The 20,609-nt window shown below is 59.8% G+C and carries 15 protein-coding genes; 10 read left to right on the forward strand and 5 right to left on the reverse strand.

Annotation, left to right across the window (positions count from 1 at the left end; translation table 11 throughout):
- Positions 1–116: 116 nt before the first annotated feature.
- From B5F27_RS08245 to B5F27_RS08255, 3 genes are all read right to left on the reverse strand, one after another.
- The gene (locus tag B5F27_RS08245) at positions 117–2,399 is read right to left on the reverse strand and encodes a helix-turn-helix domain-containing protein (protein WP_087366374.1); all 2,283 of its coding nucleotides are present in this window, start codon (positions 2,397–2,399) and stop codon (positions 117–119) included.
- A gap of 135 nt (positions 2,400–2,534) precedes the next feature.
- On the reverse strand, positions 2,535–3,428 hold the full coding sequence (locus B5F27_RS08250; protein ID WP_087366377.1) for a carbohydrate ABC transporter permease: 894 nt from the start codon (positions 3,426–3,428) through the stop codon (positions 2,535–2,537).
- Positions 3,429–3,456: 28 nt separating this feature from the next.
- Positions 3,457–4,431, reverse strand: coding sequence for an ABC transporter permease subunit (locus B5F27_RS08255; RefSeq protein WP_242956899.1), 975 nt, complete (start codon positions 4,429–4,431; stop codon positions 3,457–3,459).
- Between the two features lie 279 nt (positions 4,432–4,710).
- On the opposite strand from B5F27_RS08255, the gene B5F27_RS08260 reads away from it, so the two are divergent.
- The 5 genes from B5F27_RS08260 (at position 4,711) to B5F27_RS08280 (ending at position 11,270) form a co-directional block, all read left to right on the forward strand.
- On the forward strand, positions 4,711–7,170 hold the full coding sequence (locus B5F27_RS08260) for a glycoside hydrolase family 3 N-terminal domain-containing protein (protein WP_087366383.1): 2,460 nt from the start codon (positions 4,711–4,713) through the stop codon (positions 7,168–7,170).
- Between the two features lie 299 nt (positions 7,171–7,469).
- Positions 7,470–7,847 (forward strand): helix-turn-helix transcriptional regulator, encoded by a 378-nt coding sequence (locus tag B5F27_RS08265; RefSeq protein ID WP_087366440.1) that lies wholly within the window; start codon positions 7,470–7,472, stop codon positions 7,845–7,847.
- Complete coding sequence (locus B5F27_RS08270) at positions 7,844–9,850, forward strand: recombinase family protein (RefSeq protein ID WP_242962131.1); 2,007 nt, start codon at positions 7,844–7,846, stop codon at positions 9,848–9,850. The genes B5F27_RS08265 and B5F27_RS08270 overlap by 4 nt, the downstream gene beginning before the upstream one ends.
- Positions 9,795–10,040, forward strand: a complete 246-nt coding sequence (locus B5F27_RS17195) for a hypothetical protein (RefSeq protein ID WP_242962132.1) — start codon at positions 9,795–9,797, stop codon at positions 10,038–10,040. Before B5F27_RS08270 ends, B5F27_RS17195 begins: the two co-directional genes overlap by 56 nt.
- 186 nt (positions 10,041–10,226) lie before the next feature.
- Positions 10,227–11,270, forward strand: coding sequence for a hypothetical protein (locus tag B5F27_RS08280; protein ID WP_144066501.1), 1,044 nt, complete (start codon positions 10,227–10,229; stop codon positions 11,268–11,270).
- A 95-nt stretch (positions 11,271–11,365) separates the two neighbouring features.
- Here B5F27_RS08280 and B5F27_RS08285 read toward each other — a convergent pair whose 3' ends face one another.
- Positions 11,366–12,397, reverse strand: a complete 1,032-nt coding sequence (locus B5F27_RS08285; RefSeq protein WP_087366389.1) for a SpoIID/LytB domain-containing protein — start codon at positions 12,395–12,397, stop codon at positions 11,366–11,368.
- 308 nt (positions 12,398–12,705) lie between these two features.
- Here B5F27_RS08285 and B5F27_RS08290 point away from each other — a divergent pair, with 308 nt between their 5' ends.
- The 4 genes from B5F27_RS08290 (at position 12,706) to B5F27_RS08305 (ending at position 17,919) form a co-directional block, all read left to right on the forward strand.
- Positions 12,706–14,070, forward strand: coding sequence for a citrate synthase (locus tag B5F27_RS08290; RefSeq protein WP_087245413.1), 1,365 nt, complete (start codon positions 12,706–12,708; stop codon positions 14,068–14,070).
- Positions 14,071–14,076: 6 nt separating this feature from the next.
- Positions 14,077–14,841, forward strand: coding sequence for a hypothetical protein (locus B5F27_RS08295; RefSeq protein WP_087366392.1), 765 nt, complete (start codon positions 14,077–14,079; stop codon positions 14,839–14,841).
- A gap of 173 nt (positions 14,842–15,014) precedes the next feature.
- On the forward strand, positions 15,015–16,046 hold the full coding sequence (gene gap / locus B5F27_RS08300; protein ID WP_087245417.1) for a type I glyceraldehyde-3-phosphate dehydrogenase: 1,032 nt from the start codon (positions 15,015–15,017) through the stop codon (positions 16,044–16,046).
- 241 nt (positions 16,047–16,287) lie between these two features.
- Positions 16,288–17,919: a hypothetical protein gene (locus B5F27_RS08305; RefSeq protein ID WP_087366396.1), complete on the forward strand. Its 1,632-nt coding sequence runs from the start codon at positions 16,288–16,290 to the stop codon at positions 17,917–17,919.
- A gap of 77 nt (positions 17,920–17,996) precedes the next feature.
- Here the strand turns inward: B5F27_RS08305 and B5F27_RS08310 are convergent, their stop codons facing one another.
- A complete protein-coding gene (locus B5F27_RS08310) occupies positions 17,997–18,908 on the reverse strand; it encodes a sugar phosphate nucleotidyltransferase (protein WP_087366398.1) in 912 nt (303 codons plus the stop codon).
- A gap of 410 nt (positions 18,909–19,318) precedes the next feature.
- On the opposite strand from B5F27_RS08310, the gene B5F27_RS08315 reads away from it, so the two are divergent.
- On the forward strand, positions 19,319–20,527 hold the full coding sequence (locus tag B5F27_RS08315; RefSeq protein WP_087245423.1) for a phosphoglycerate kinase: 1,209 nt from the start codon (positions 19,319–19,321) through the stop codon (positions 20,525–20,527).
- Positions 20,528–20,609 lie beyond the last annotated feature (82 nt).

A 20,609-nucleotide genomic window follows, 5' to 3' on the forward strand; every position in this document is an offset into this window, starting at 1 on the left:
CGGAGCTTGTATATCTGCATTATGTTGGAAAGCACCGCGGTTTTGTGTTTTGCGCCGAAAAAGGGCCTATGCAAAAATTACGCCCGTCACACAATTTTGTGCGACGGGCGTAAATATTACGAATGAACGCTGCTTTCCCGGTACTGGGTGGGGGTGACATGCTCGATTTTTTTGAACGCGCGGGTGAAGCTGTTGGCGCTGGCATAGCCCACGCGCTCGGAAATTTCAGTGATGGAAAGGCGGGTGTCCCGCATCAGGCGTTTGGCCTCTTCCAGCCGCAGCCGTGTCAGGTAGTTCAGGAAGGTATCATGGGCATTTTCCTTGAAAAAGATGGAAAGGTAATTGGGCGTCAGGTTGAACTGGTCGGCCACACGGGTCAGGGTGAGATCCACATCCCCGTAATTTTCCTGCATATAGGCCTGAATTTTCTGGATGAGCTGGGAAGCGGGGCTGGTGCGGTTCTCCTCCACATAGTGGCACAGCTGGCAGATGAGGGTTTGGAGGAGTTCTTCCAGCTCGTTGATGTTCCTGCGCTGGAAGATCTGCTGTAAGGGCGGGGCACCCTCCACCCGCAGCACAGCGGGGTCCTCCACACGGTAGGCTTCCAGGATGATGTTGAGCATGCCAATGCAGTAGCCCTGGGCCTGGTACAGCTCCACCGTGCGGCGCCGCAGGTTGGCGTCCAGGTTCTCGTGCAGCAGCGCGGAAGCCTGGGCGGCGTCGCCGGTGGCAATGAAGTTCTGCAGCTGAGCCGCAATGCTGTTCAAGCTGCGATCCATGGGCCAGACGTCCTTTTCCTTTTGCAAGTACCGGATGCCGCCGCCGGGCTGCTGGGCCTGGGTCTGGGTCACGGCATAATATCCCTGGGGTACCGACTCCAGGCCCTGGTCGATCCAGCTGACATAGAGCCACAGCAGCTGGCCGTATTGCTCCCGCATGGTATCCTGCAGCCGGCCCAGGATGTCCTGGGTGTCCTGGTCGAAGCGGGCTCCGCTGCCGTTTAGAATCCACACGATGCTGTCATTGTCCAGGGTCACGGCGGTGTAGGTGATGCCGCCGGGCACAAGCTGGGACAGCTGGTCCCGCAGCACAATATTGGTGAGAGCCTGCTCGGACAGCTCATGGGATTCGCTGGGCACCTGCCGGGCCAGCACCACCCGGAACTGCTGGTAGGGGAAGAGGATGCCCACCTCCTCAAGCAGTTTCCGGTAGGTTTCATAGTTGCTCACGTCATTTTTGAGCAGCTGGAGCAGAATGCTCTCCTGAATGCGGGGGATTTCCTGCCGCAGGGCTTCCTGCACCTCTTTCATCGAGTGCTGCATATCTGCCACCGACTTTTCAATCAGCCGGAATTCGTTGAAGCCGGTCCCTTCGGGGCTCTCCAGAATCACAGAGCGGCGGCGCAGCTCGGCCAAAAGATGCTCCACCGGGCGGTAGTTGCGCCAGGTGAGGTAATAGACGATGCAGGCGCCCACCACCAGTACCAGGGCCAGGGCCAGCAGGCTCAGGTTGCGGGCAACCCGCAGCTCGCTCTGCATCCGGTGGACCGGTTGGATGGACAGATAGGACCAGCCTTTTAGATTGGAATCCGCCCGGGAGACGGTGTAGCTGGCCCCGTGCCAGTCCTGAATGGGCTGGCCGCTGACCTGGGGCACAAAATCCAGCATGGCCTCGCTGCCCGCCCAGACGGCCGGCGTGCCGCTGGGGTCCAGCAGACAGACAAGGCCGGATTGAAGTTCCTCCATATCCCGGATGGTGGAGAACAAACCATCGCCGTCAATCCGCAGGCAGATGGTTCCATAGGAGGCAGCGCCGGAGCTCCACAGGGGAACGGAATGAAGCATCACCAGCTGGCTGTGACCCTGGCTGTCCCCCAGCAGATAGAACTGGCAGTAGGACCGCTCGTTTTGCAGCAGCTCCAGCAGGCTGCGGTTCATTTCCTCCGACGGCATCCGAAGGCTTCCTTCGGATACGCGGTAGTCAACGTAACTGCCGCTGACCATGCAGTCGTACAGCCGGGAGTAGATGGTGGTATCGCAAAAGCTGCCGGCTGTGGCGCTGTAGCTCTGGAGATGCCGGGACAGCTCCCATAACTCGAAGTTGCCCTGGCTGTCATCGGCCTGCCGCTGGCTCAGGGTGGCATTGAGGACTGTATCATTGCTCAGGTCAATGGCATAGAGCTGGATGGTCTGCAAACGCTCATCCATCGACATCTGTGCCTGGGTGAGCACGGCGTTCTGATAGTTGATATTCTCTTGCTGCAGCAGGCCGCGGGCATAAAAATAGTTGGCCAGCACAAGGACCAATGGCAGGATAAGCATCACAAAAAACGAGGCCAGCAGCTTATAAAAAGACTGTTTCCGGGCCAGAATCTGCCGCAAAGCAAAACGCCGGGTCATTTGCACGCACCATCTCTCCTTCGTCACAGTTTATTATAATATACCAGATCTTGCGGCATTCGTCAAAGATCCAGGGGCGCGAAAAGCCGCCGCAGTTGCCTGCGGCGGCTTTGATTCACAGGGATCGGAGCGGGGTCAACCCTTGACGGCGCCGACGGTCACACCCTTGGCAAAATACTTTTGCAGGAAGGGATACAGGCACAGGATCGGCAGGGTGGTGACGATGATGGTGGCATACTTGATGGCGTCGGCCATTTCCTGGGTCATGACGGCGCCGTCCGACATGGCGGCGTTGGAGCTGGAAAGGATGATTTCACGGGTGATCAGGGCCAGGGGCCACAGATCGCGGCTGTTGGGCAGATACAGCATCTCGCGGAACCAGCTGTTCCAGTGGGCCACGCCGTAGAACAGGACCATCACGGCCATGGTTGCGCCGCTGATGGGCAGGATCACCCGGGTGAAGATGGTCCAGTGGTTGGCGCCATCCAGCTTGGCGGATTCTTCCAGCTCGGCCGGCAGGGATTCAAAGTGGGTGCGCATGTTGATGAAGTTGAACACCGATACCAGGCCGGGCAGCAGGACGGCAACGCGGCTGTCCAGCAGGCCCAGGTCCCGGATCACCAGATAGGTGGGGATCATGCCGCCGTTGAAGAACATGGTAAAGGTGACAAAGACGGTGAGCGGCTTTTTGAACAGCAGGTTTTTGCGGGACAGGGTGTAGGCCAGCATGGCTGTGAGGATCACATTGAGTGCGGTGCCCACGACGGTATAGAAAATGGTGTTCAGCAAACCGCGCCAAATTTCAGCGTCGGCGAACACCCGCTTGTAGGCGTCCAGGGTGATGTCCTGGGGGAACAGCAGGATGCCGCCTGACCCCGCCACGATGGTGGGGTTGGTGAACGAGGCACAGAAGACATACCAGATGGGATAAAAGCAGACGAAAATCAGAATTGCAATGACCACAAAGGACACGCCGTCAAAAACGCGGTCTTCGGTGGTGGATTTGATTTTGTTCTTGGTGCGGGCCATATAGGACTTCCTCCTTTTTGCAGATGGTTTACCACAGGCTGGTTTCGGCCAGTTTGCGGCTGACCTTGTTCATGATAAAAACGATGATCAGATTGATGACGCTGTTGAACAGGCCGATGGCAGCTGCCGAACTGTAGTTGGCACCCAGCACGCCCTGGCGGTAGACAAAGGTTGCAATGATATCGGCGGTCTCATAGGTGGCAGGGCTGTAGAGGTTGAAGACCTTTTCAAAGCCGATGCTCATCACATGGCCCAGCCGCATCAGAAGGATGGTGACGATGGTGGGCAGGATGCTGGGCAGAGAGATGTGCCAGATGGTTTGCCAGCGGGAAGCGCCGTCCAGTTTGGCGGCCTCAAACTGCTGGAGGTCGATGGAAGAAAGGGCTGCCAGGAAGACCACGCTGTCCCAGCCGAAATTCTGCCAGATTTCGGAGGCCACATAGATGGGCCGGAACCAGGCCGGGTCGGACAGGAAGGCGATGGGTTCCCCGCCAAAGGCCTGGATGATGGTGTTGAACAGGCCGTCCAGGCTGACAAAGTCCACCACGAGGCCGCAGATGACCACAATGCTGATGAAGTGGGGCATGTAGGTGACGGTCTGGGCCAGCTTTTTGAAGCCGCGGCTGCGGACCTCATTGAGGACAAGAGCGAAGATGATGGGAATGGGGAAGCCGAAGATCAGGGTCTCCAGGCTCAGAACCAGGGTGTTGCGGATCAGTCGGCCAAAGTAGTAGCTGTTGAAAAAGTCAATGAAATATTCAAGGCCGACAAATTTTCCTGAGAAGAGGCTCCCGGTGATTTTGTAGTCCGAAAAGGCAATGTACAGGCCGGCCATGGGGGCGTAGCAGTACACCACAAAGTAGATCAGGGCCGGCAGGGCCATCAGGTAAAGAATCCAGTTGGACTTCAGGTCGTTCACCAGCCGTTCCCGGAATGGTTTTTGCGGCATGGCCAGCGCAGCGGCCGGCTGGTCTTTTTTGTGCAGCATTTTTGGTAGAGTCATCTTGTTTTCCTCCCGCTTTGATTGTCGTTCTCCTCTGCAAGATGGGGGTCTTGCGTTGCTGCCACCAGTATAGTCCTGCGGCGGGGGGCTTTCCATCTGCACTTCGTTGGATTTGGCGGCGGGGGCGGTTTTTGAACCCTGCATTTTTTTGGCTGGCTATTCCTTTTTTGTGGCAGGGTACCGGCGTTCTATGCAAAAAACTTGTAGATTTATCGGTCGGCGCGCCCTATGGTATCCTTTTGCTGAAAAGAATACAAAAATGGTAAGGAGGAAAGAACCATGGATTATCGCAACCCCAACCTGACCGTCCCCCAAAGAGCGGAAGACCTGATCGCCCGGATGAATCTTCGGGAGAAGGTGGCACAGCTGTGCTGCTGCACCCTGCCCCATCCGCTGGATGACGCCGCGCTGGACAAGCTGCTCCGCTACGGGATGGGCACCGTCAGCTATCTGAATTCCGCCCTCAGCGGCGACCAGCAGCAGGATGTGGATACCTTGCAGCAGGTCCAGGCCTATCTGCGGGAACACACCCGCTGGGGCATCCCGGTTCTGGCCCACAGTGAGGCCATTGCAGGGGCGCAGATCCCCGGGGCCACAACTTTTCCCCAGTCCCTGGGGATGGCAGCCACCTGGCAGCCCGATCTGGCCCGGGACATCGGCAGCGCTGTGCGGGCACAGCTCAAAAGCTACGGTATCTATGGGGCCCATTCCCCGCTGCTGGATTTGGGGCGCGACCCCCGCTGGGGCCGGGTGGGGGAAACCTACGGCGAAGCGCCGCTGCTGACAGCCCGGATGGCCACTGCTTTCATCCAGGGTCTGCAGGGCCGGCAGGAAGTCATGGCCACGGCCAAGCACTTCCTGGCTTACGGCAACGCGCTGGGCGGACGAAACGGCGGCCAGGCGGATTGCTCCGAGCGCACCCTGCTGGATGAATACTGCCTGCCCTTTGAAGCCGCCATCCAGGAAGGCGGCGTGATGGCGGTCATGAATTGCTACGGCACCCTGAACGGGGAGCCTGTGGTCACCTCCTATCATCTGCTCACCGAAATCCTGCGGGACAAGCTGGGCTTTGCCGGACCGGTGGTCTCGGACTACGGCAGTATCGAGCGCACCTGCAACTGGTTTGGGACGGCTGTGTCGGAAATGGACGCCGCAGTCCAGGCTCTGCAGGCCGGCATGGATGTGGATCAGCCCAGCGGGACCTGCTTCTCCCACCTGGTTCAGGCTGTGGAGGAAGGGCTGGTGAAAGAATCGGCAGTGGACCAGGCGGTGCGCCGGGTGCTGACCCTCAAATTTACCCTGGGCCTGTTTGAGAACAGCGCCCCCCAGGGGGACTTTGCAGCCCTCACCGCCGACCCGGCGGTGCAGCAGCTGTCCCGAACCAGCGCTGAGAAAAGCATGGTCCTGGCCAAAAACGATGGGATTCTGCCCCTGTCCGACGGATGCAGGATTGCGCTGGTAGGGCCTTCTGCGGATGCGAAGGTGGTCTTTTTTGGGGGCTATTCCAGCGTGGGAACGGTAAACGCCACCAGCCTGGATTTCAACCGCAGTGAGTTTGACCAGTTCCGCCGGATGATGCTGTCCATCTATACCACCCAGCGCCGGGAGGAACTGCGGGAAAAGGGCATTGTCTGGGAGGATGCGCCCACACCCGCCCAGGAAGAGCAGATTCTGGCCATTGTCAAAGAGAACTTTGCCCGGCAGGACAGTTATAAAGTCTACCACGGCCAGGAGGAATTTATGGACCGTTTCTATCCCGGCTGCAAGACGGTGCGCCAGGCCCTGAAAGAGGCGGTGGAAAAGGACCATGTCCTGTATGCGCCCGGTTGTGAGATCAAGCGCCCGCTGGAGGGCGGCATCGAGGCAGCCGTGGCGGCGGCCCGGCAGGCGGATGTGGTGGTAGCCGTTGTGGGAGGCCGGGAGAGCATGCGCTCGGCAGATGCCACCTGCGGTGAAAACAAGGACAACGCCAACATTGGCCTGGAAGAGCCGCAGCGGGCTTTGCTTCGGGCACTGTTTGCAGTCGGCAAACCGGTGGTGACCGTCCTGGTGGATGGGCGACCCCTGGCGCTGACAGAGGAGGACGCCCACAGTGCCGCCGTGCTGTATGGCTGGCTGCCCGGGGAACAGGGTGGGCAGGCCATCGTGAACGTCCTTCTGGGAAAGGTGAATCCCGGCGGCAAAATGCCGGTGACGGTGCTGCGCCATGCCGGCCAGATCCCGCTGCGCCACGATTTGCAGCCCCTGTTTGAAAGCAGAACCGCCATGGCGGAATACCTGGACCGGCCCAGCAACCAGCCCCTGTATCCCTTTGGCCATGGGTTGTCCTATACCAGCTTTGCCTACAGCAGCCTGCAGGTGACGCCGGAGACGCCCTGCGGCGGGAACATTCAAATTCGCTTTCAGGTAAAGAACACCGGCGCAGCAGCCGGCGACGAAGTGGCGCAGCTCTACTGGCATGACTGCCAGGGCACGCTGGTGCGGCCCATGCGCCAGCTGGGGGCCTTTGTGCGGCTGACGCTGCAGCCCGGAGAAGAACGCACCGTGCAGGTGGTACTGGACAGCCACCAGCTGGCCTATCATGGGGCGGATATGCAGCTTGCCATCCAGCCCGGCAGACGTGAAGTGATGGTCGGCTCCTCCGCCGCCGATATCCGCCTGGAGGGCAGCTTTACCCTGACCGGGCCGCGCCTTGTGGTGGAGCGGCGGACATTCCACCCGCAGATCACCCTGTTCTGAGCAGGCAAATGAGAGATTCCAAAGAGATGCTTTTGGAGAAAATTTTATAGAATGAATCAAAATCCTGGAATACGTTCATGAAAGGGCTTCCTGCAATGAATGGACGTGTTCCAGGTATTTTTATAGTTTGATAGGGGTAATTCAGAAATGAGAAGAGTACGGAACTTTTATTTTTACAAGCGAAGGGCTTTTCGATAGTCCTATGAAGATACTGCGTGATATTTTTATTCTACAAGTCACATGATGAGTTGAAAATAATTCGATATATGGTATAATGGGCGTGGAAGGAGGCGATGGCGTTGAAAGAAGTCGGCAAACGGCTGCGTACACTGCGGGAGAGCCTGTCCCTGTCCCAGGCAAAGTTGGCGGAGCTTTTAGGGATCACCCAGTCCAGCCTCAACCGATACGAAAACGGGCAGTCAACCCCAACGGTGGAAGTGTTCCGAAGGTACGCGGACTTCTTTGATGTCTCGATGGATTACATCTTTGCCCGGTGCGATGCGCCCCAGGGGAAGCTGTACCACTATCAGCCGAAGGTGTGGAAAAATGGCGCCGAAATGGAGCAGTTCGTGGAGATGTGCTTTGACCCCAAGTCGCCTTATTACAACCGCATGAAAGAATCTGTCTTACAGATGTTTGCAGAAAAGGCAGATGAGGAAAAGGAGGTGACAGAATGAATGCTGTAATCTATGCCCGCTACTCCTCCGACAACCAACGGGAAGAGTCCATTGAAGGCCAGCTCCGGGAGTGCATGGAATACTGCAAAAAGAACGGAATGGTGGTAGTCAAGGAATATATCGACCGCGCCTTTTCTGCCAAGACGGATCACCGCCCTGATTTCCAGCGGATGATTAAGGACAGCGCCAAAGGGCTGTTTGATGTGGTTGTGGTGTGGAAGCTGGACCGCTTTGCCCGCAATCGCTATGACAGCGCCCATTACAAGGCAGCTCTGAAAAAGAATGGCGTGCGGGTGGTGTCGGCAAAGGAAAACATTGCTGATGGGCCGGAGGGCATCATCCTGGAGTCCATGCTGGAAGGTATGGCAGAATATTATTCTGCGGAACTGTCCGAAAAGGTGATCCGCGGGCATACCGAAAATGCACTCAAGTGCAAGTATAATGGCGGTACACCTACCTTTGGTTTCCAGATTGACGCGGACAAACATTACCAGCCTGATCCGATCACAGCTCCTGTTGTGCTGGATATCTTTAAGATGTACGACACGGGTTCCACCATGAAAGAGATCGTGGACCATCTGAACGGGCTGGGGGTTACAACGGTGCGTGGGAAACCGGCAGATATGAATTTTATCTCTGGGATTCTTCACAACCGGAAGTATATCGGTGAATACAAATACCGCGATATCGTGGTGCCGGATGGTATTCCGGCTCTGGTCCCGACGGATTTGTTCGAGCGGGTGCAGAGCAAGATGCAGAAAAACAAAAAGGCCCCGGCCCGTCACAAGGCCGAGGACGATTACCTGCTGACCACCAAACTCTTTTGTGGTTCCTGCAAGGCAATGATGGTGGGGGAATGCGGGACAAGTTCCAGCAAAGGCCAGGTCTACCATTATTACCGCTGTGTCAACAGCAAACGGAAAAAGACTTGCAATGCCAAACACAAAAGCGTGCGAAAGGAGCCTCTGGAGCGCGCTGTGGTTTCTTCCGTGATGCGGAATATCATGGACGATGCCTTTGTGGAGTATTTTACTGATCAGGCACTGGCCGTCCAGGGGCAGGAGAGCAGTGAGCTGCCCGCCCTGCGCCGACAGCTGGCAGATACCGAAAAGGCGATCGACAACCTGCTGAACGCTATCCAGGCCGGCGCTATCAATGCATCTGTCAAGCGTCGGCTGGATGAGATGGAAGAAACCAAAGAAAAGCTGGAGCTGAGCATCGTGAAGGAAGAAATCAGGAAGCCTCAGTTCACCAGAGAGCAGATACAGTTCTATATCCTCCAGTTCCGCAAAGTGGATCTCAACACCCTGGAGGGTCGGAGGAGGCTGATTGACAGTTTTGTCAACAGCGTGGTGGTGTATGATGACTACCTGCTTGTGACCTTCAACTATAAGGAAGGGGCAGAGCAGATCACCTTTGACCAGATTGAACGTTCGGATTTGTCCTCCCTCGGGGGACCAGAATCCGGGCTGTATCTCGCAGGAGATGCAGCCCGGATTTTTTTATTTTCCACACAGAAAGGATTCACCAACGTCTATGAAATGGTTTGCTTGTCTCCGGGCTTTGCTGGGGCCGGACCTTGCCCGGGAGAAAGGGGAGAGAGGAGAAAATCAGGTGGCGGCCCGCCTGGCCGAAAAAGGCTGGTTCCGGGTCAAGGGCCTGTGCCTGCGCAATCTGTACCTGCCGGCGGGGGAGAACGCCACCACCGAGGTGGATATGATCTACCTGACCCGGAAAGGGATTTACGTCATCGAGAGCAAAAACTACACCGGCCGGATCTACGGCGACGAGGACCGGCCCCAGTGGACCGCCGCCGTGTATGCGGGCCGGGGCTGGCTGGGCCGGGTCAAGACCGAAAAGCACAGCCTGTACAACCCCATCTGGCAGAATGCAGGGCATATGCGGGCCTTGTCCCGCCTGGTGGGGCCGGAGGTGCCCCTGTGGTCGGTGATTGTGTTTTCGGGCCGGTGCCGCCTGGCGGATGTCCGGTGGGACCGGGATGACACTGCCGTCTGCCGGGTGGAGGAGCTGCCCCGGGTCCTGCGGAAGCTGGGCCGCGGCAAACCCCTGTCCTGGCGGGAGGTGGAGGACCTGTACCGGCGTCTGGAGCCCTATACCCAGGTGTCCTGGTTCCAGAAACAGGCCCATATCCGCCAGGTGAAAGAGAAGGAGCGGGCCCGCCGCGGGCGGTAAAAAGTACGCCTCTTTTTCACAGCGTGGAGAAAAAGACCTATATTTTGGACAAGATGCATAAAAATTGCACGACGCCGTTCGACAAATGAGAAAATCCGGTGAAAGTTTGTCCTCAAACTATTTACAAATCGGTAACAGCTGCGTTAAACTAATCACAGAAAGTTCACCGGAAGGGATGAGGCAAACTTGGAAACACAGTGCAGATGGCGCCGCCGGATTGCGGCGCTGATGTTGACCGTCGTGCTGCTGGTCACCTGTATGCCGGGTGCATGGGCAGCCGACCTGAACGTAGACGCGGGCTTTTACATGAAACAAAGCCAAAGCGGAACCTGCACCCTGACGGCGGCGGCCATGATGCTGCGCCGCCGGGCCTACCTGGACGGCCTGTCCGACTGGGTGGATGTGACCGAGAACTCGGTTCGTCCGGCTGCCTGGTCCAATGGCCTGGCCCACAGCTTTACATACAAGTCCATGAAGGTGCTTTACGCCACCCTTCCCTCGGACAACACCGTCAAAACCCAGACCCTCATCAATCTGCTGGCCGCACACCCCGAGGGAATCGTCCTGTATGACCGGACCGAGCCCCACGCGGTTCTGCTGACCGACTACACCAACGGGGTGTTTTATTGCTCCGACCCCGCCGGCAATATCTCGGCCGGCCGGGTGCCCCTCTCGGAGGCCATGGTCTCCCTGGCAGATGCCTCCTGCTACTGGTACATCGCCGAGGATCAGAACGCCGCCGCAGCCGCGCCCCAGACCGGGGAACTGCAGCTGGTGGGGGTCACATATCCCGTCAATGTCCACGCCGGTTCGGGCCTGAGCCTGAACGGCACTGTCACCGCCACCGCAGGCAGCACCCTGGCGGAGGTGGCCGTCCTGGTGGAGGACGCCGCCGGCAACACCGTCCTGAGTGCCTCCGCCAACCTGACCGGCGCCGAGAGCAGCTGGTCGGTGCGGGAAGTGGACAGCCAGATTCCCTTCGGCATCCTGCCCGCCGGCAATTACACCTATCTGGTGATTGCCGAGGACACCACCGGCGCAAGCCTCTGCTTCACCAGCAGCTTCACGGTGTCGGATGCCGCCGCCAGCAGCGGTTCCTATTGGTCCGTTCAGGACCCTGACGGCTCCATGCTCCAGGAGGAGCCTGCCGCACAGCCCGCCGCCGACAGTTCCAGCGGCAGCCTGATGGGCCTGGAAGATCTGTTCGGACTCTTTGGCTCTCTGTTCTGAGTTTTTCCTGAAATAAGACATGGCCCCGGCGCTGTCTTGAAACGCCGGGGCCGTTTTGTTCCTGAAAAAGGGGAATCCTAAGTTTAATCCTAAGTTTAAGGATCAAGGGTGGTGCCGGGAAAGTAGTGGGCCAGAATCTCGATCCAGCTCTTGCCCTGCTTGGCCAGGGCCTTGGCGCCCCATTGGCTCAGGCCCACCCCGTGGCCGTAGCCCCGGGTGGTGATGGAAAATGCATCCCCCTGGGCCTGGATGGTGAAACAGGCGCTCCGCAGCCCCAGCGCCGACCGCAGAGCGGTGCCCTTCACCATCTGGCCGCAGACCGGCAGGCTGTCCACATAGCCTGAGGGGGTGTAGCTGGGGGTGCCGAACCAGGCCGACGGGTCGATGCCGTCGGTGGAAATCCCCAGGGCCGACCCCAGCGCCCCGCTGACCTGCTCGGCCGACAGGGTCACCGTCACCTCATAGTCCTGGGCGGTCAGGTCGGTGCTGCTGTCCACCGCGGTCAGATAGGGAAGGGCAGTGTCCCAGACGTTTTCGCTGGCCTCGGTCATGCCGTTGGAGATGGCGAAGTAGCTGGCTCCTGCCGGGGCCCCGTCGTAGTACAGCACCTGCCCCACCACCTGGTCGATGAGGGCGGACAGCCGGGCGTAGTTGGCCTCGTAGGCGGTGCCCCAGTAGCTCCGCAGCACCGTGTCGGTCAGGCAGCCCTGACGCCGGGCCGGGTCCACCGCCAGCCAGGGGCCGTCGGGATCATCGCAGTGGTCCCGGCAGTAGAGAATGTAACTGTGGCAGGCCACCGCCTGGGCCTTGAGGGCCTCGTCCGGCCAGCTGACCGGCATTTCGGACGCCACCGCCCCGATGAGATAGTCCCGCATGGACAGGGTGAGGGTCTGGCCGCTGTTTTCGTCCTGCAGCAGGACGGTGGTGTTGTCGCCCTCCGTGCCGGCGCCGGCCAGACCCGCCAGGCCTCCCGGCTCCTGGGACTGGGGCGCCGGGGCCGCCCCGCTGTCCGCCAGACCGGGGGCGGAAGCCCCCAGCAGCTGCTCCATCACCAGATAGCTGGCCAGGGGCAGCGCCGTGCCCAGCGCCAGCAGCAGGGCCCATAATAGGATAATCGCTTTTTTCAAGCCGGAACAAGCCTCCTTTCTGGGGTACAGGATACCACCGAACCCTCGCGGGAAAGGCCGAAACGCGCCTGGATCTGTGCGCGCCCCAGCGACGAAATGTGAATAAAATCCGAATATTCTTAAAATATTTCGTATTTCGGGCCGGGTTTGGACCGTTTTGACTTGAATTTATTTAACAAAAGCGATATCATAAGCACATCCATCGCATTTTAGTGGAAAGGGGATCTTTGCACACCAGAGAGGCAAAACAAACGATACCGGCCGCGGGTGCTCTCTGCGGCCGTATGGAGAAGGGAAGGGGATTCGTCATGATGAATACAAATTCGGGAACCAAAGAGCACGAGGCCATGAAAACCCTCTGTGAGGAGTATCTGGCCAACAACTACATCGACCCCGAGACCAGCGAGCGGCTGGGCGTCAAGCGCGGCCTGCGCAACCCGGATGGCACCGGTGTTCTGGCAGGCCTGACCAACGTCTGTGACGTTGTGGGCTACAAAAAGGATCAGGAAGGGCACATCATCCCGATTCCTGGCCGTCTGATTTACCGCGGCGTCAACATCAACGAAATCGTGGAGGAAGCCTACCGCAACGACCGCTTTGTGTTTGAGGAGGTCATCTGGCTTCTGCTGTTCGGCAGCCTGCCCACCAAAAAGCAGCTGGAGAACTTCCACGACATTCTGGCCGAACACCGCGACCTGCCGGAGGGCTTCATGGACACCATGAACGCCCCCTCGCCCAACATCATGAACAAAATGCAGCGGTGTGTCCTGGGCATGTACTCCTACGACGAGAACCCCGAGGACCTGAGCCTGGAGAACCTGCTGCACCAGAGCATCGCCCTCATCGGCGGCATGCCCACCATGATGGTGAACGCCTACCAGATGAAGCGCCGCTTCTACGATAAGCAGAGCATGTTCTTCCACCTGCCCCAGCCGGGCCACTGCACGGCGGAGCATATCCTCAGCACCTACCGCCCGGACCAGAAGTTCACCCACGAGGAAGCCAAGCTGCTGGACACCTGTCTGCTGCTCCACGCCGACCACGGCGGCGGCAACTGCTCCACCTTTGCCACCCGCGTGGTGTCCTCCTCCGGGTCGGATACCTATTCGGCCATTGCGGCGGGCATCGGCGCTCTGAAGGGCCCCAAGCACGGCGGCGCCAACCTGGCCGTCAACCGCCAGCTGAAAGATATCCTGGCCCACGTGGAAAACTACGACGATGACGATGAGGTCCGCGAGTACCTGCGCCGCATCCTGCGCAAGCAGGCCGGCGACGGCAGCGGCCTGATCTACGGCATGGGCCACGCCGTCTATACCATCAGCGATCCCCGTGAGGTGATCCTGAAGGAGCGCGCCCGCCATCTGGCCTACGAAAAGGGCTTTGAGGCCGAGTACAATATGCTGTGCAGCATTGAGCGCCTGGCCCCGGCCATCTTCGCCGAGGAGAAGGGCAGCTCCAAGCCGGTCTGCGCCAACGTGGACCTGTTCAGCGGCCTGATCTACCAGATGCTGGGCATCTCGGAGGACCTGTACACCCCGCTGTTCGCCATCGCCCGTCTGCCGGGCTGGTGCGCACACCGCATCGAAGAAGTGGTCTTTGCCAACCGGATCATCCGTCCGGCCTATAAATATCTGGGGGTGCGTCAGCGCTATAAGCCCCTCGAGGAGCGTTAACCGAAGATGAAAGCAAAGGTAATGGCATACCTGGCCGCCGGGGCGGTGTTCTGCGGCATCCGCTGGGCGGACCTTGCCCTCTGGACCGACCCCGAGACCGGCCTGGTGACCGCGGGGGCCGTGTGGCAGCGGTATCTGGTGCTGGCTGTGTTCGCGGCGGCCGCCCTTCTGGTGGGACGGCTTGCCGGCGGCAGCCCGGCGCCCCTGAACCGCCGCCAGCCTCTGGCCGCCCTGCCCGCTCTGGCGGGGGCTGTCCTCTGCCTGTGGCAGGGGATCGCCGGCCTGCTGGGAGCCGCCGGTGTGGCCGCGGCAGTGGAAAGCGTCCTGGCTCTGGCCTGCGGGGCCTGGCTGGGGTATCTGGGGGTGAGCTGGCTGGCCGCGCCCCGCAAAAATCCGCCTCCGGCCTGGTTCGGCGTGGCGGGCAGCCTGCTCTTTGTGTGGGAGATTCTCCTGAGCTTTATGACCAACGGCTCCAGCTGGCACCGCACCGTCCCCACCTCGGCGGTCTGGCAGCAGCTGGCCGCTCTGCTGTTCCTGGCGGCTTTGCTGCGGGCGCTCTGCCTGCCCGATGCGGCCGACGGCCGGGCGCTGGGGGGCTATGGGCTGCTGGCTTTCTGCCTGTGCCTGTGCTGGCAGCTGCCCCGGTGCGTCCTGTGGACCGCCGGCCCGGGAGACTGGGCTCTGGCCGCCATCGGCCTTTTGGGCGGCGTCTGCGCGGTGCTGTGCGCCGCGCCGTCTCCCCACAGCAAAGGCTCCCACACGGCGGGCTGATTTGCCAAAAGTACTAAAAACGTTTGAGTGAAATGATATAAAATCTATAAAAACGAAAAACCGCTTGTTATTTCTTTGTCGGGCACTTGAAGGTTTGGCGTTTTTGGTCTATAATAAAGACACCGTGAGATTTATCCTATTTCAAAGGGTAAAAATTTTAGGAGGTATATAAAATGGCTGTAAGAGTTGCTATCAATGGTTTTGGCCGCATTGGCCGCCTGGCTTTCCGTCAGATGTTCGACGCTGAGGGTTACGAGGTTGTCGCTATCAACGATCTGACCAGCCCCAAGATGCTGGCTCACCTGCTGAAGTACGACACCGCTCAGGGCTCCTTCTGCGGCAAGATCGGCGAGAACAAGCACACCGTTTCTTCCACCGAGGACTCCATCGTTGTCGATGGCAAGGAGATTAAGATCTACGCCATTAAGGACGCTAAGGATTGCCCCTGGGGCGAGCTGAACGTCGATGTCGTTCTGGAGTGCACCGGCTTCTACACCAGCAAGGATAAGAGCATGGCTCACATCGAGGCTGGCGCTAAGAAGGTCGTCATCTCTGCTCCCGCCGGCAACGACCTGAAGACCATTGTCTACTCCGTCAACGAGAAGACCCTGACCGCTGAGGACAAGGTCATCTCCGCTGCTTCCTGCACCACCAACTGCCTGGCTCCCATGGCCGACACCCTGAACAAGGCATTCCCCGTTGTCTCCGGCATCATGACCACCGTTCATGCTTACACCGGCGACCAGATGATCCTGGACGGCCCCCAGCGCAAGGGCGATCTGCGCCGTGCACGTGCTGGCGCTCAGAACATCGTTCCCAACAGCACCGGCGCTGCCAAGGCCATCGGCCTGGTCATCCCCGAGCTGAACGGCAAGCTGATCGGCTCTGCTCAGCGTGTGCCCGTTCCCACCGGCTCCACCACCATCCTGGTGGCTGTTGTCAAGGGCAAGGACGTCACCAAGGAAGCCATCAACGCCGCTATGAAGGCTGCTGCTTCTGAGTCCTTCGGCTACAACGAGGACCAGATCGTTTCTTCCGACGTCATCGGCATGCGTTACGGCTCTCTGTTCGACGCTACCCAGACCATGGTCGCTAAGATCGACGACGACACCTATCAGGTTCAGGTCGTGTCTTGGTACGACAACGAGAACTCCTACACCTCTCAGATGGTCCGCACCATCAAGTACTTCGCTGAGAACTGCTAAGTACTGAGGGTACTCCAAAGGGCTTATCAGGGGCCGCCAGCTTTCGGGCTGGCGGCCCCTTTTTTGTTTGCCGTGCCGCTGTTTTGGGCGGGAGCCGGGGAAAACGCAGGCCCTATCCGGCCAATCCGTCCGGGCCGATCAGCACCCTGATGCGCACTTTATTTTTCCCGCAGGCTGGACATTTGTTGGTTAAAAGAGTTTAATAAGATTATCTCCACATTTCCAGGGAAGGGGCGATTGTATGCCAGAGGGACCGCAGGGCGCCGGGCGGGAGAGTTTCCGCCTGTTGTATCCGCCGTATAAGCCAGCCAGAGGGGCCGCGCTGCCCGATTCCAGCTTTTTCCACACCCTCCAGATTGACCAGATGGTCTCGGTGCGGCGGGAGAGCTGGCGGGGCCTGCCCGACCTGCGCCTGGAACAGTTCTACACCACCGACACCGACGTCCTAGCCTGGCGGCTGGACGTGGTGGCGGACCTGGTGGCCAGCCAGGACCTGCGGGATTTGATCCGGGACGCCCTGCCCATGCTGCGGGACGCCGCCGAGATGCGCAAAGTCCTGAACAGTTCCTCTTCCTCGGTGGAGAGCAGCCTGGCCTCGGTGCGGTATCTGGAGATTTACCTGGAACTGGTGGAACTGTTCCACAGCCGCCTGGCGTCGGCCCCCATCCAGAGCGAGGGCTTTAGCGCCCTGCGGCAGGAGGTGGAAAAACGGCGCACCAGCGATTCCTACCAGGCCCTGACCCGCCAGCTGGAACAGACCGAATACCAGATCGGCCATATCAAGAGCATCGCCCTGGGCATCAACCTGGACGGCACCCTGCGGGTCACCGACGTGGGCCTGCTGGCTTTGAATACCGACAAATACCGCCAGGGCAGCGTCCTGGACAAGCTGCTGGGCCGGGATAAAAAGGACCCCATGGTCTGCATCTCGGGCTTTGCCAACCTGGCCAAGACCGCCCGGGAGGAGGAAAAACACGCCCTGGACCAGGCGGTCTGCCGGGCGCTGGACACCGCTTTTGCCCGCACCATCCGCAGCTGGGAGCCGGTCATCGACCAGTATTTCCGGGACGAAACCGCCTTTTTCATCGGGCTGCTGGATGATTTCCGGTTCCTGTCGGCGGCGGTCAGCTTTTTGCTGGAACTGAAAAGCCAGGGCTGCGCCCTCTGCCGCCCCGCCATCCGCCCCATGGAGGAAAAAGCCCTCCACCTGAAAGACGTCTACAACCCCATGCTGGTCCTCCGCAGCGAGGACAAGGGGACGGTGGTGGCCAACGACTTTGGCTACGACGCCAAAGGCCGCTTTTATCTGGTCACCGGCCCCAACCACGGCGGCAAGTCCATTTTCTGCTACTCGGTGGGGATGGCCCAGGCCCTCTTTCAGCTGGGCCTGCTGGTCCCCGCCAAAGAGGCGGTGATGAGCCCGGTTCGGTGTATCTTCACCCACTTTCCCACCTCGGATGAGGACAACTACGGCAAGGGCCGTCTGGAGAGCGAGTGCGCCCGGATGAGCCAGATTCTCCACCTGCTGACAAAGGAGGACCTGCTGCTGATGGACGAGAGCTTCAGCTCCACCAGCCTGCTGGAGGGCGGCTATATCGCCGGGGAAGTGCTGTCGGCCATTGCGGTGATGGGCTGCGGCGGGGTCTATGTGACCCATATCCATGAGCTGACCCAGGAGGTGGACCGCTTCAACGCCACCCCCGGCCGCACCGGCTGCATTGACAACCTGGTGGCCCAGATGGAGAACATCGCCGACGGCACCCGCAGTTACCGGGTGATCCGCGCCACCCCCGACGGCCTCAGCTATGCCAAGGACATCGCCCGCAAATACGGCCTCAGCTGTGAGGAAATTCTGGCCGCCCGCCAGGGCTGAACAAGACAAAAAGAAAACCGCGCATCTCCCGCCGCCGGACGGTGAGGGATGCGCGGTATTTTTATGGAGTGGAAAGGTTAGAACTGAACGGGGTAGAGGCCCTCCTCAGTCAGACGGGCCAGAGCGGCCATGACACCGGGCTTATCCTCCCGATAGGTGACGCCGTACCACTTGTCGGTGCTGTGGAGCATCCGAACCTGGGCTTTGCCCTCGCCGATCAGATCGGAGATGATGGTGGGCAGGAAGTACTCGCACTTCATGGGATCCTTGGGCAGGCTCTCGGCCAGGAAGCCGGAGAACCGGTCCTGTGCCTCCTGCATGAAGCTGGCGGTCAGGCCCCAGATGCCCATGCTCACCAGGGTGTCGCCGGGCAGGTCTACCCAGCCGTCCCCGTCGGCGTACCGGATGACGCCGTCCTTGTCCTGGACGATCTTGGTCCGCTCGGTGACGCTCTCCAGCATCCCGTCGCTGCCCACGACGCAGACGCCGCGGGAGACGCTGCCGTTCTTGGTGACGGTGTTCTTGACCTGGTAGCCCACCATGCAGTACTGGTACTGCTGGGTGTCGGCGTGGGTGGACAGGTACTCATACATCACGCGGAAGGCCTCGGGGCCGTAGTAGTCGTCCGAGTTGATGACGGCGAAGGGTCCGTGAATCAGGTTCCGGGCGCTGAGCACCGCCTGGCCGGTGCCGAAGGGCTTGGTGCGGCCCTCGGGGGCGGTGTAGGGGGCGGGCAGGTCGTCCAGGGACTGGTAGGCGTACTCCACCTCCATCAGGCGGGACAGACGGTCCCCGATGGCCTTGCGGAAATCCGCCTCGAATTCCTGCCGGATGATGAAGATGACCTTCTCAAAGCCGGCCCGGCGGGCGTCAAAAATCGAATAGTCGATGATCAGCTGCCCGGAAGGACCAACCGGGTCCAGCTGCTTCATGCCGCCGTAGCGGCTGCCCATACCGGCAGCCAGTACGACCAGAACGGGTTTATCCATACAAGTGTTCCTCCTTTGTATGCCAGCCTGTCAATATTCGGCTTCGCCGCCGGCCCGGTCAGCATCCGCATACAGGCCGGCCACCGACAGGACATTCCCGGCAGGAGGTAGGGCCGTAAGGCTGAGCGCGCGGTTTTGCGGTGCGTGTGTCGTTCGTCCGACACGCTGGATGTGGAGCCGGCTGCTTGAGCCTATTATAGACCCGGAGCTCCGTTCTTGACAAGTCTGTTTTTCCCAAAAGCACCCAGAATGCATTTTTTGCTCCATTGGAGCATGTTTGCCAATGAATTATCAAAGAACTGCTTGCTTTGGGCCGCTGAATTGTATATAATAGAACTATCCACGGGGAGACCCGACGATGACAAAACTCACTTCAGGCAAACAAAAGGATTTGAGAGGAGTTTAGAACAATGGGTTTAGGTAAGAAGACCATCGACGATCAGAATTACTGCGGCAAGAAGGTTCTTGTCCGCTGCGATTTCAACGTCCCCATGAAGGACGGCGTCATCACCAATGAGAACCGCATCAATGCGGCCATGCCCACCATCCAGAAGCTGGTGAACGATGGCGCAAAGGTGATCCTGTGCAGCCACCTGGGCAAACCCAAGAACGGCCCCGAGGCCAAGTTCAGCCTGGCCCCCGTCGCCAAGGCTCTGAGCGCCAAGCTGGGCAAGGAAGTTGTCTTCGCTGACGACGACAACGTCGTGGGCGAGAACGCCAAGGCCGCTGTCGCTGCCATGAACAACGGCGACGTGGTCCTGCTGCAGAACACCCGCTTCCGCAAGGAGGAGACCAAGAACGTGGCCGCCTTCTCGGAGGAGCTGGCCAGCCTGGCTGACGCTTACGTGGACGACGCCTTCGGCAGCTGCCATCGCGCACACTGCTCCACCGCCGGCGTCACCGACTACATCAAGGATACCGCTGTTGGCTACCTGATGGAGAAGGAGATCCGCTACCTGGGCAACGCCGTGAACGATCCTGTCCGTCCCTTCACCGCCATTCTGGGCGGCGCCAAGGTGGCCGACAAGCTGAACGTCATCTCCAACCTGCTGGAGAAGGTGGATACCCTGATCATCGGCGGCGGCATGGCTTACACCTTCATCAAGGCTCAGGGCTACGAGATCGGCCAGAGCCTGTGCGATGACTCCAAGATCGACTACTGCAAGGAGATGATGGAGAAGGCCAAGGCCAAGGGCGTCAAGCTGCTGCTGCCCATCGACACTGTCTGTGTCAAGGCTTTCCCCGATCCCATTGACGCACCGGTTGAGACCGCTGTCTTCCCGGTCACCAACATGCCCTCCGACATGGAAGGCTGCGACATCGGCCCCGAGACCATGAAGCTCTTCGCCGACGCCGTCAAGTCCTCCAAGACCGTCGTCTGGAACGGCCCCATGGGCGTGTTCGAGAACCCCACCCTGGCAGCCGGCACCCTGGCTGTGGCCAAGGCTATGGCTGAGAGCGAGGCTACCACCGTCATCGGCGGCGGCGACAGCGCAGCAGCCGTCCAGCAGATGGGCCTGGGCGACAAGATGACCCACATCTCCACCGGCGGCGGCGCCTCCCTGGAGTACCTGGAGGGCAAGGATCTGCCCGGCATCGCGGTCATTCAGAACGCATAAGGCAGTCGCTTTTCACAAAGATGTGATGGGTGCGGCGGCGACACGCCGCCGCGCCCTTTTATTTTTGGGCGGCTTTTGGAGG

Source organism: Faecalibacterium sp. An192 (assembly GCF_002160175.1).
Taxonomy (GTDB): Bacteria; Bacillota; Clostridia; order Oscillospirales; family Ruminococcaceae; genus Faecalibacterium.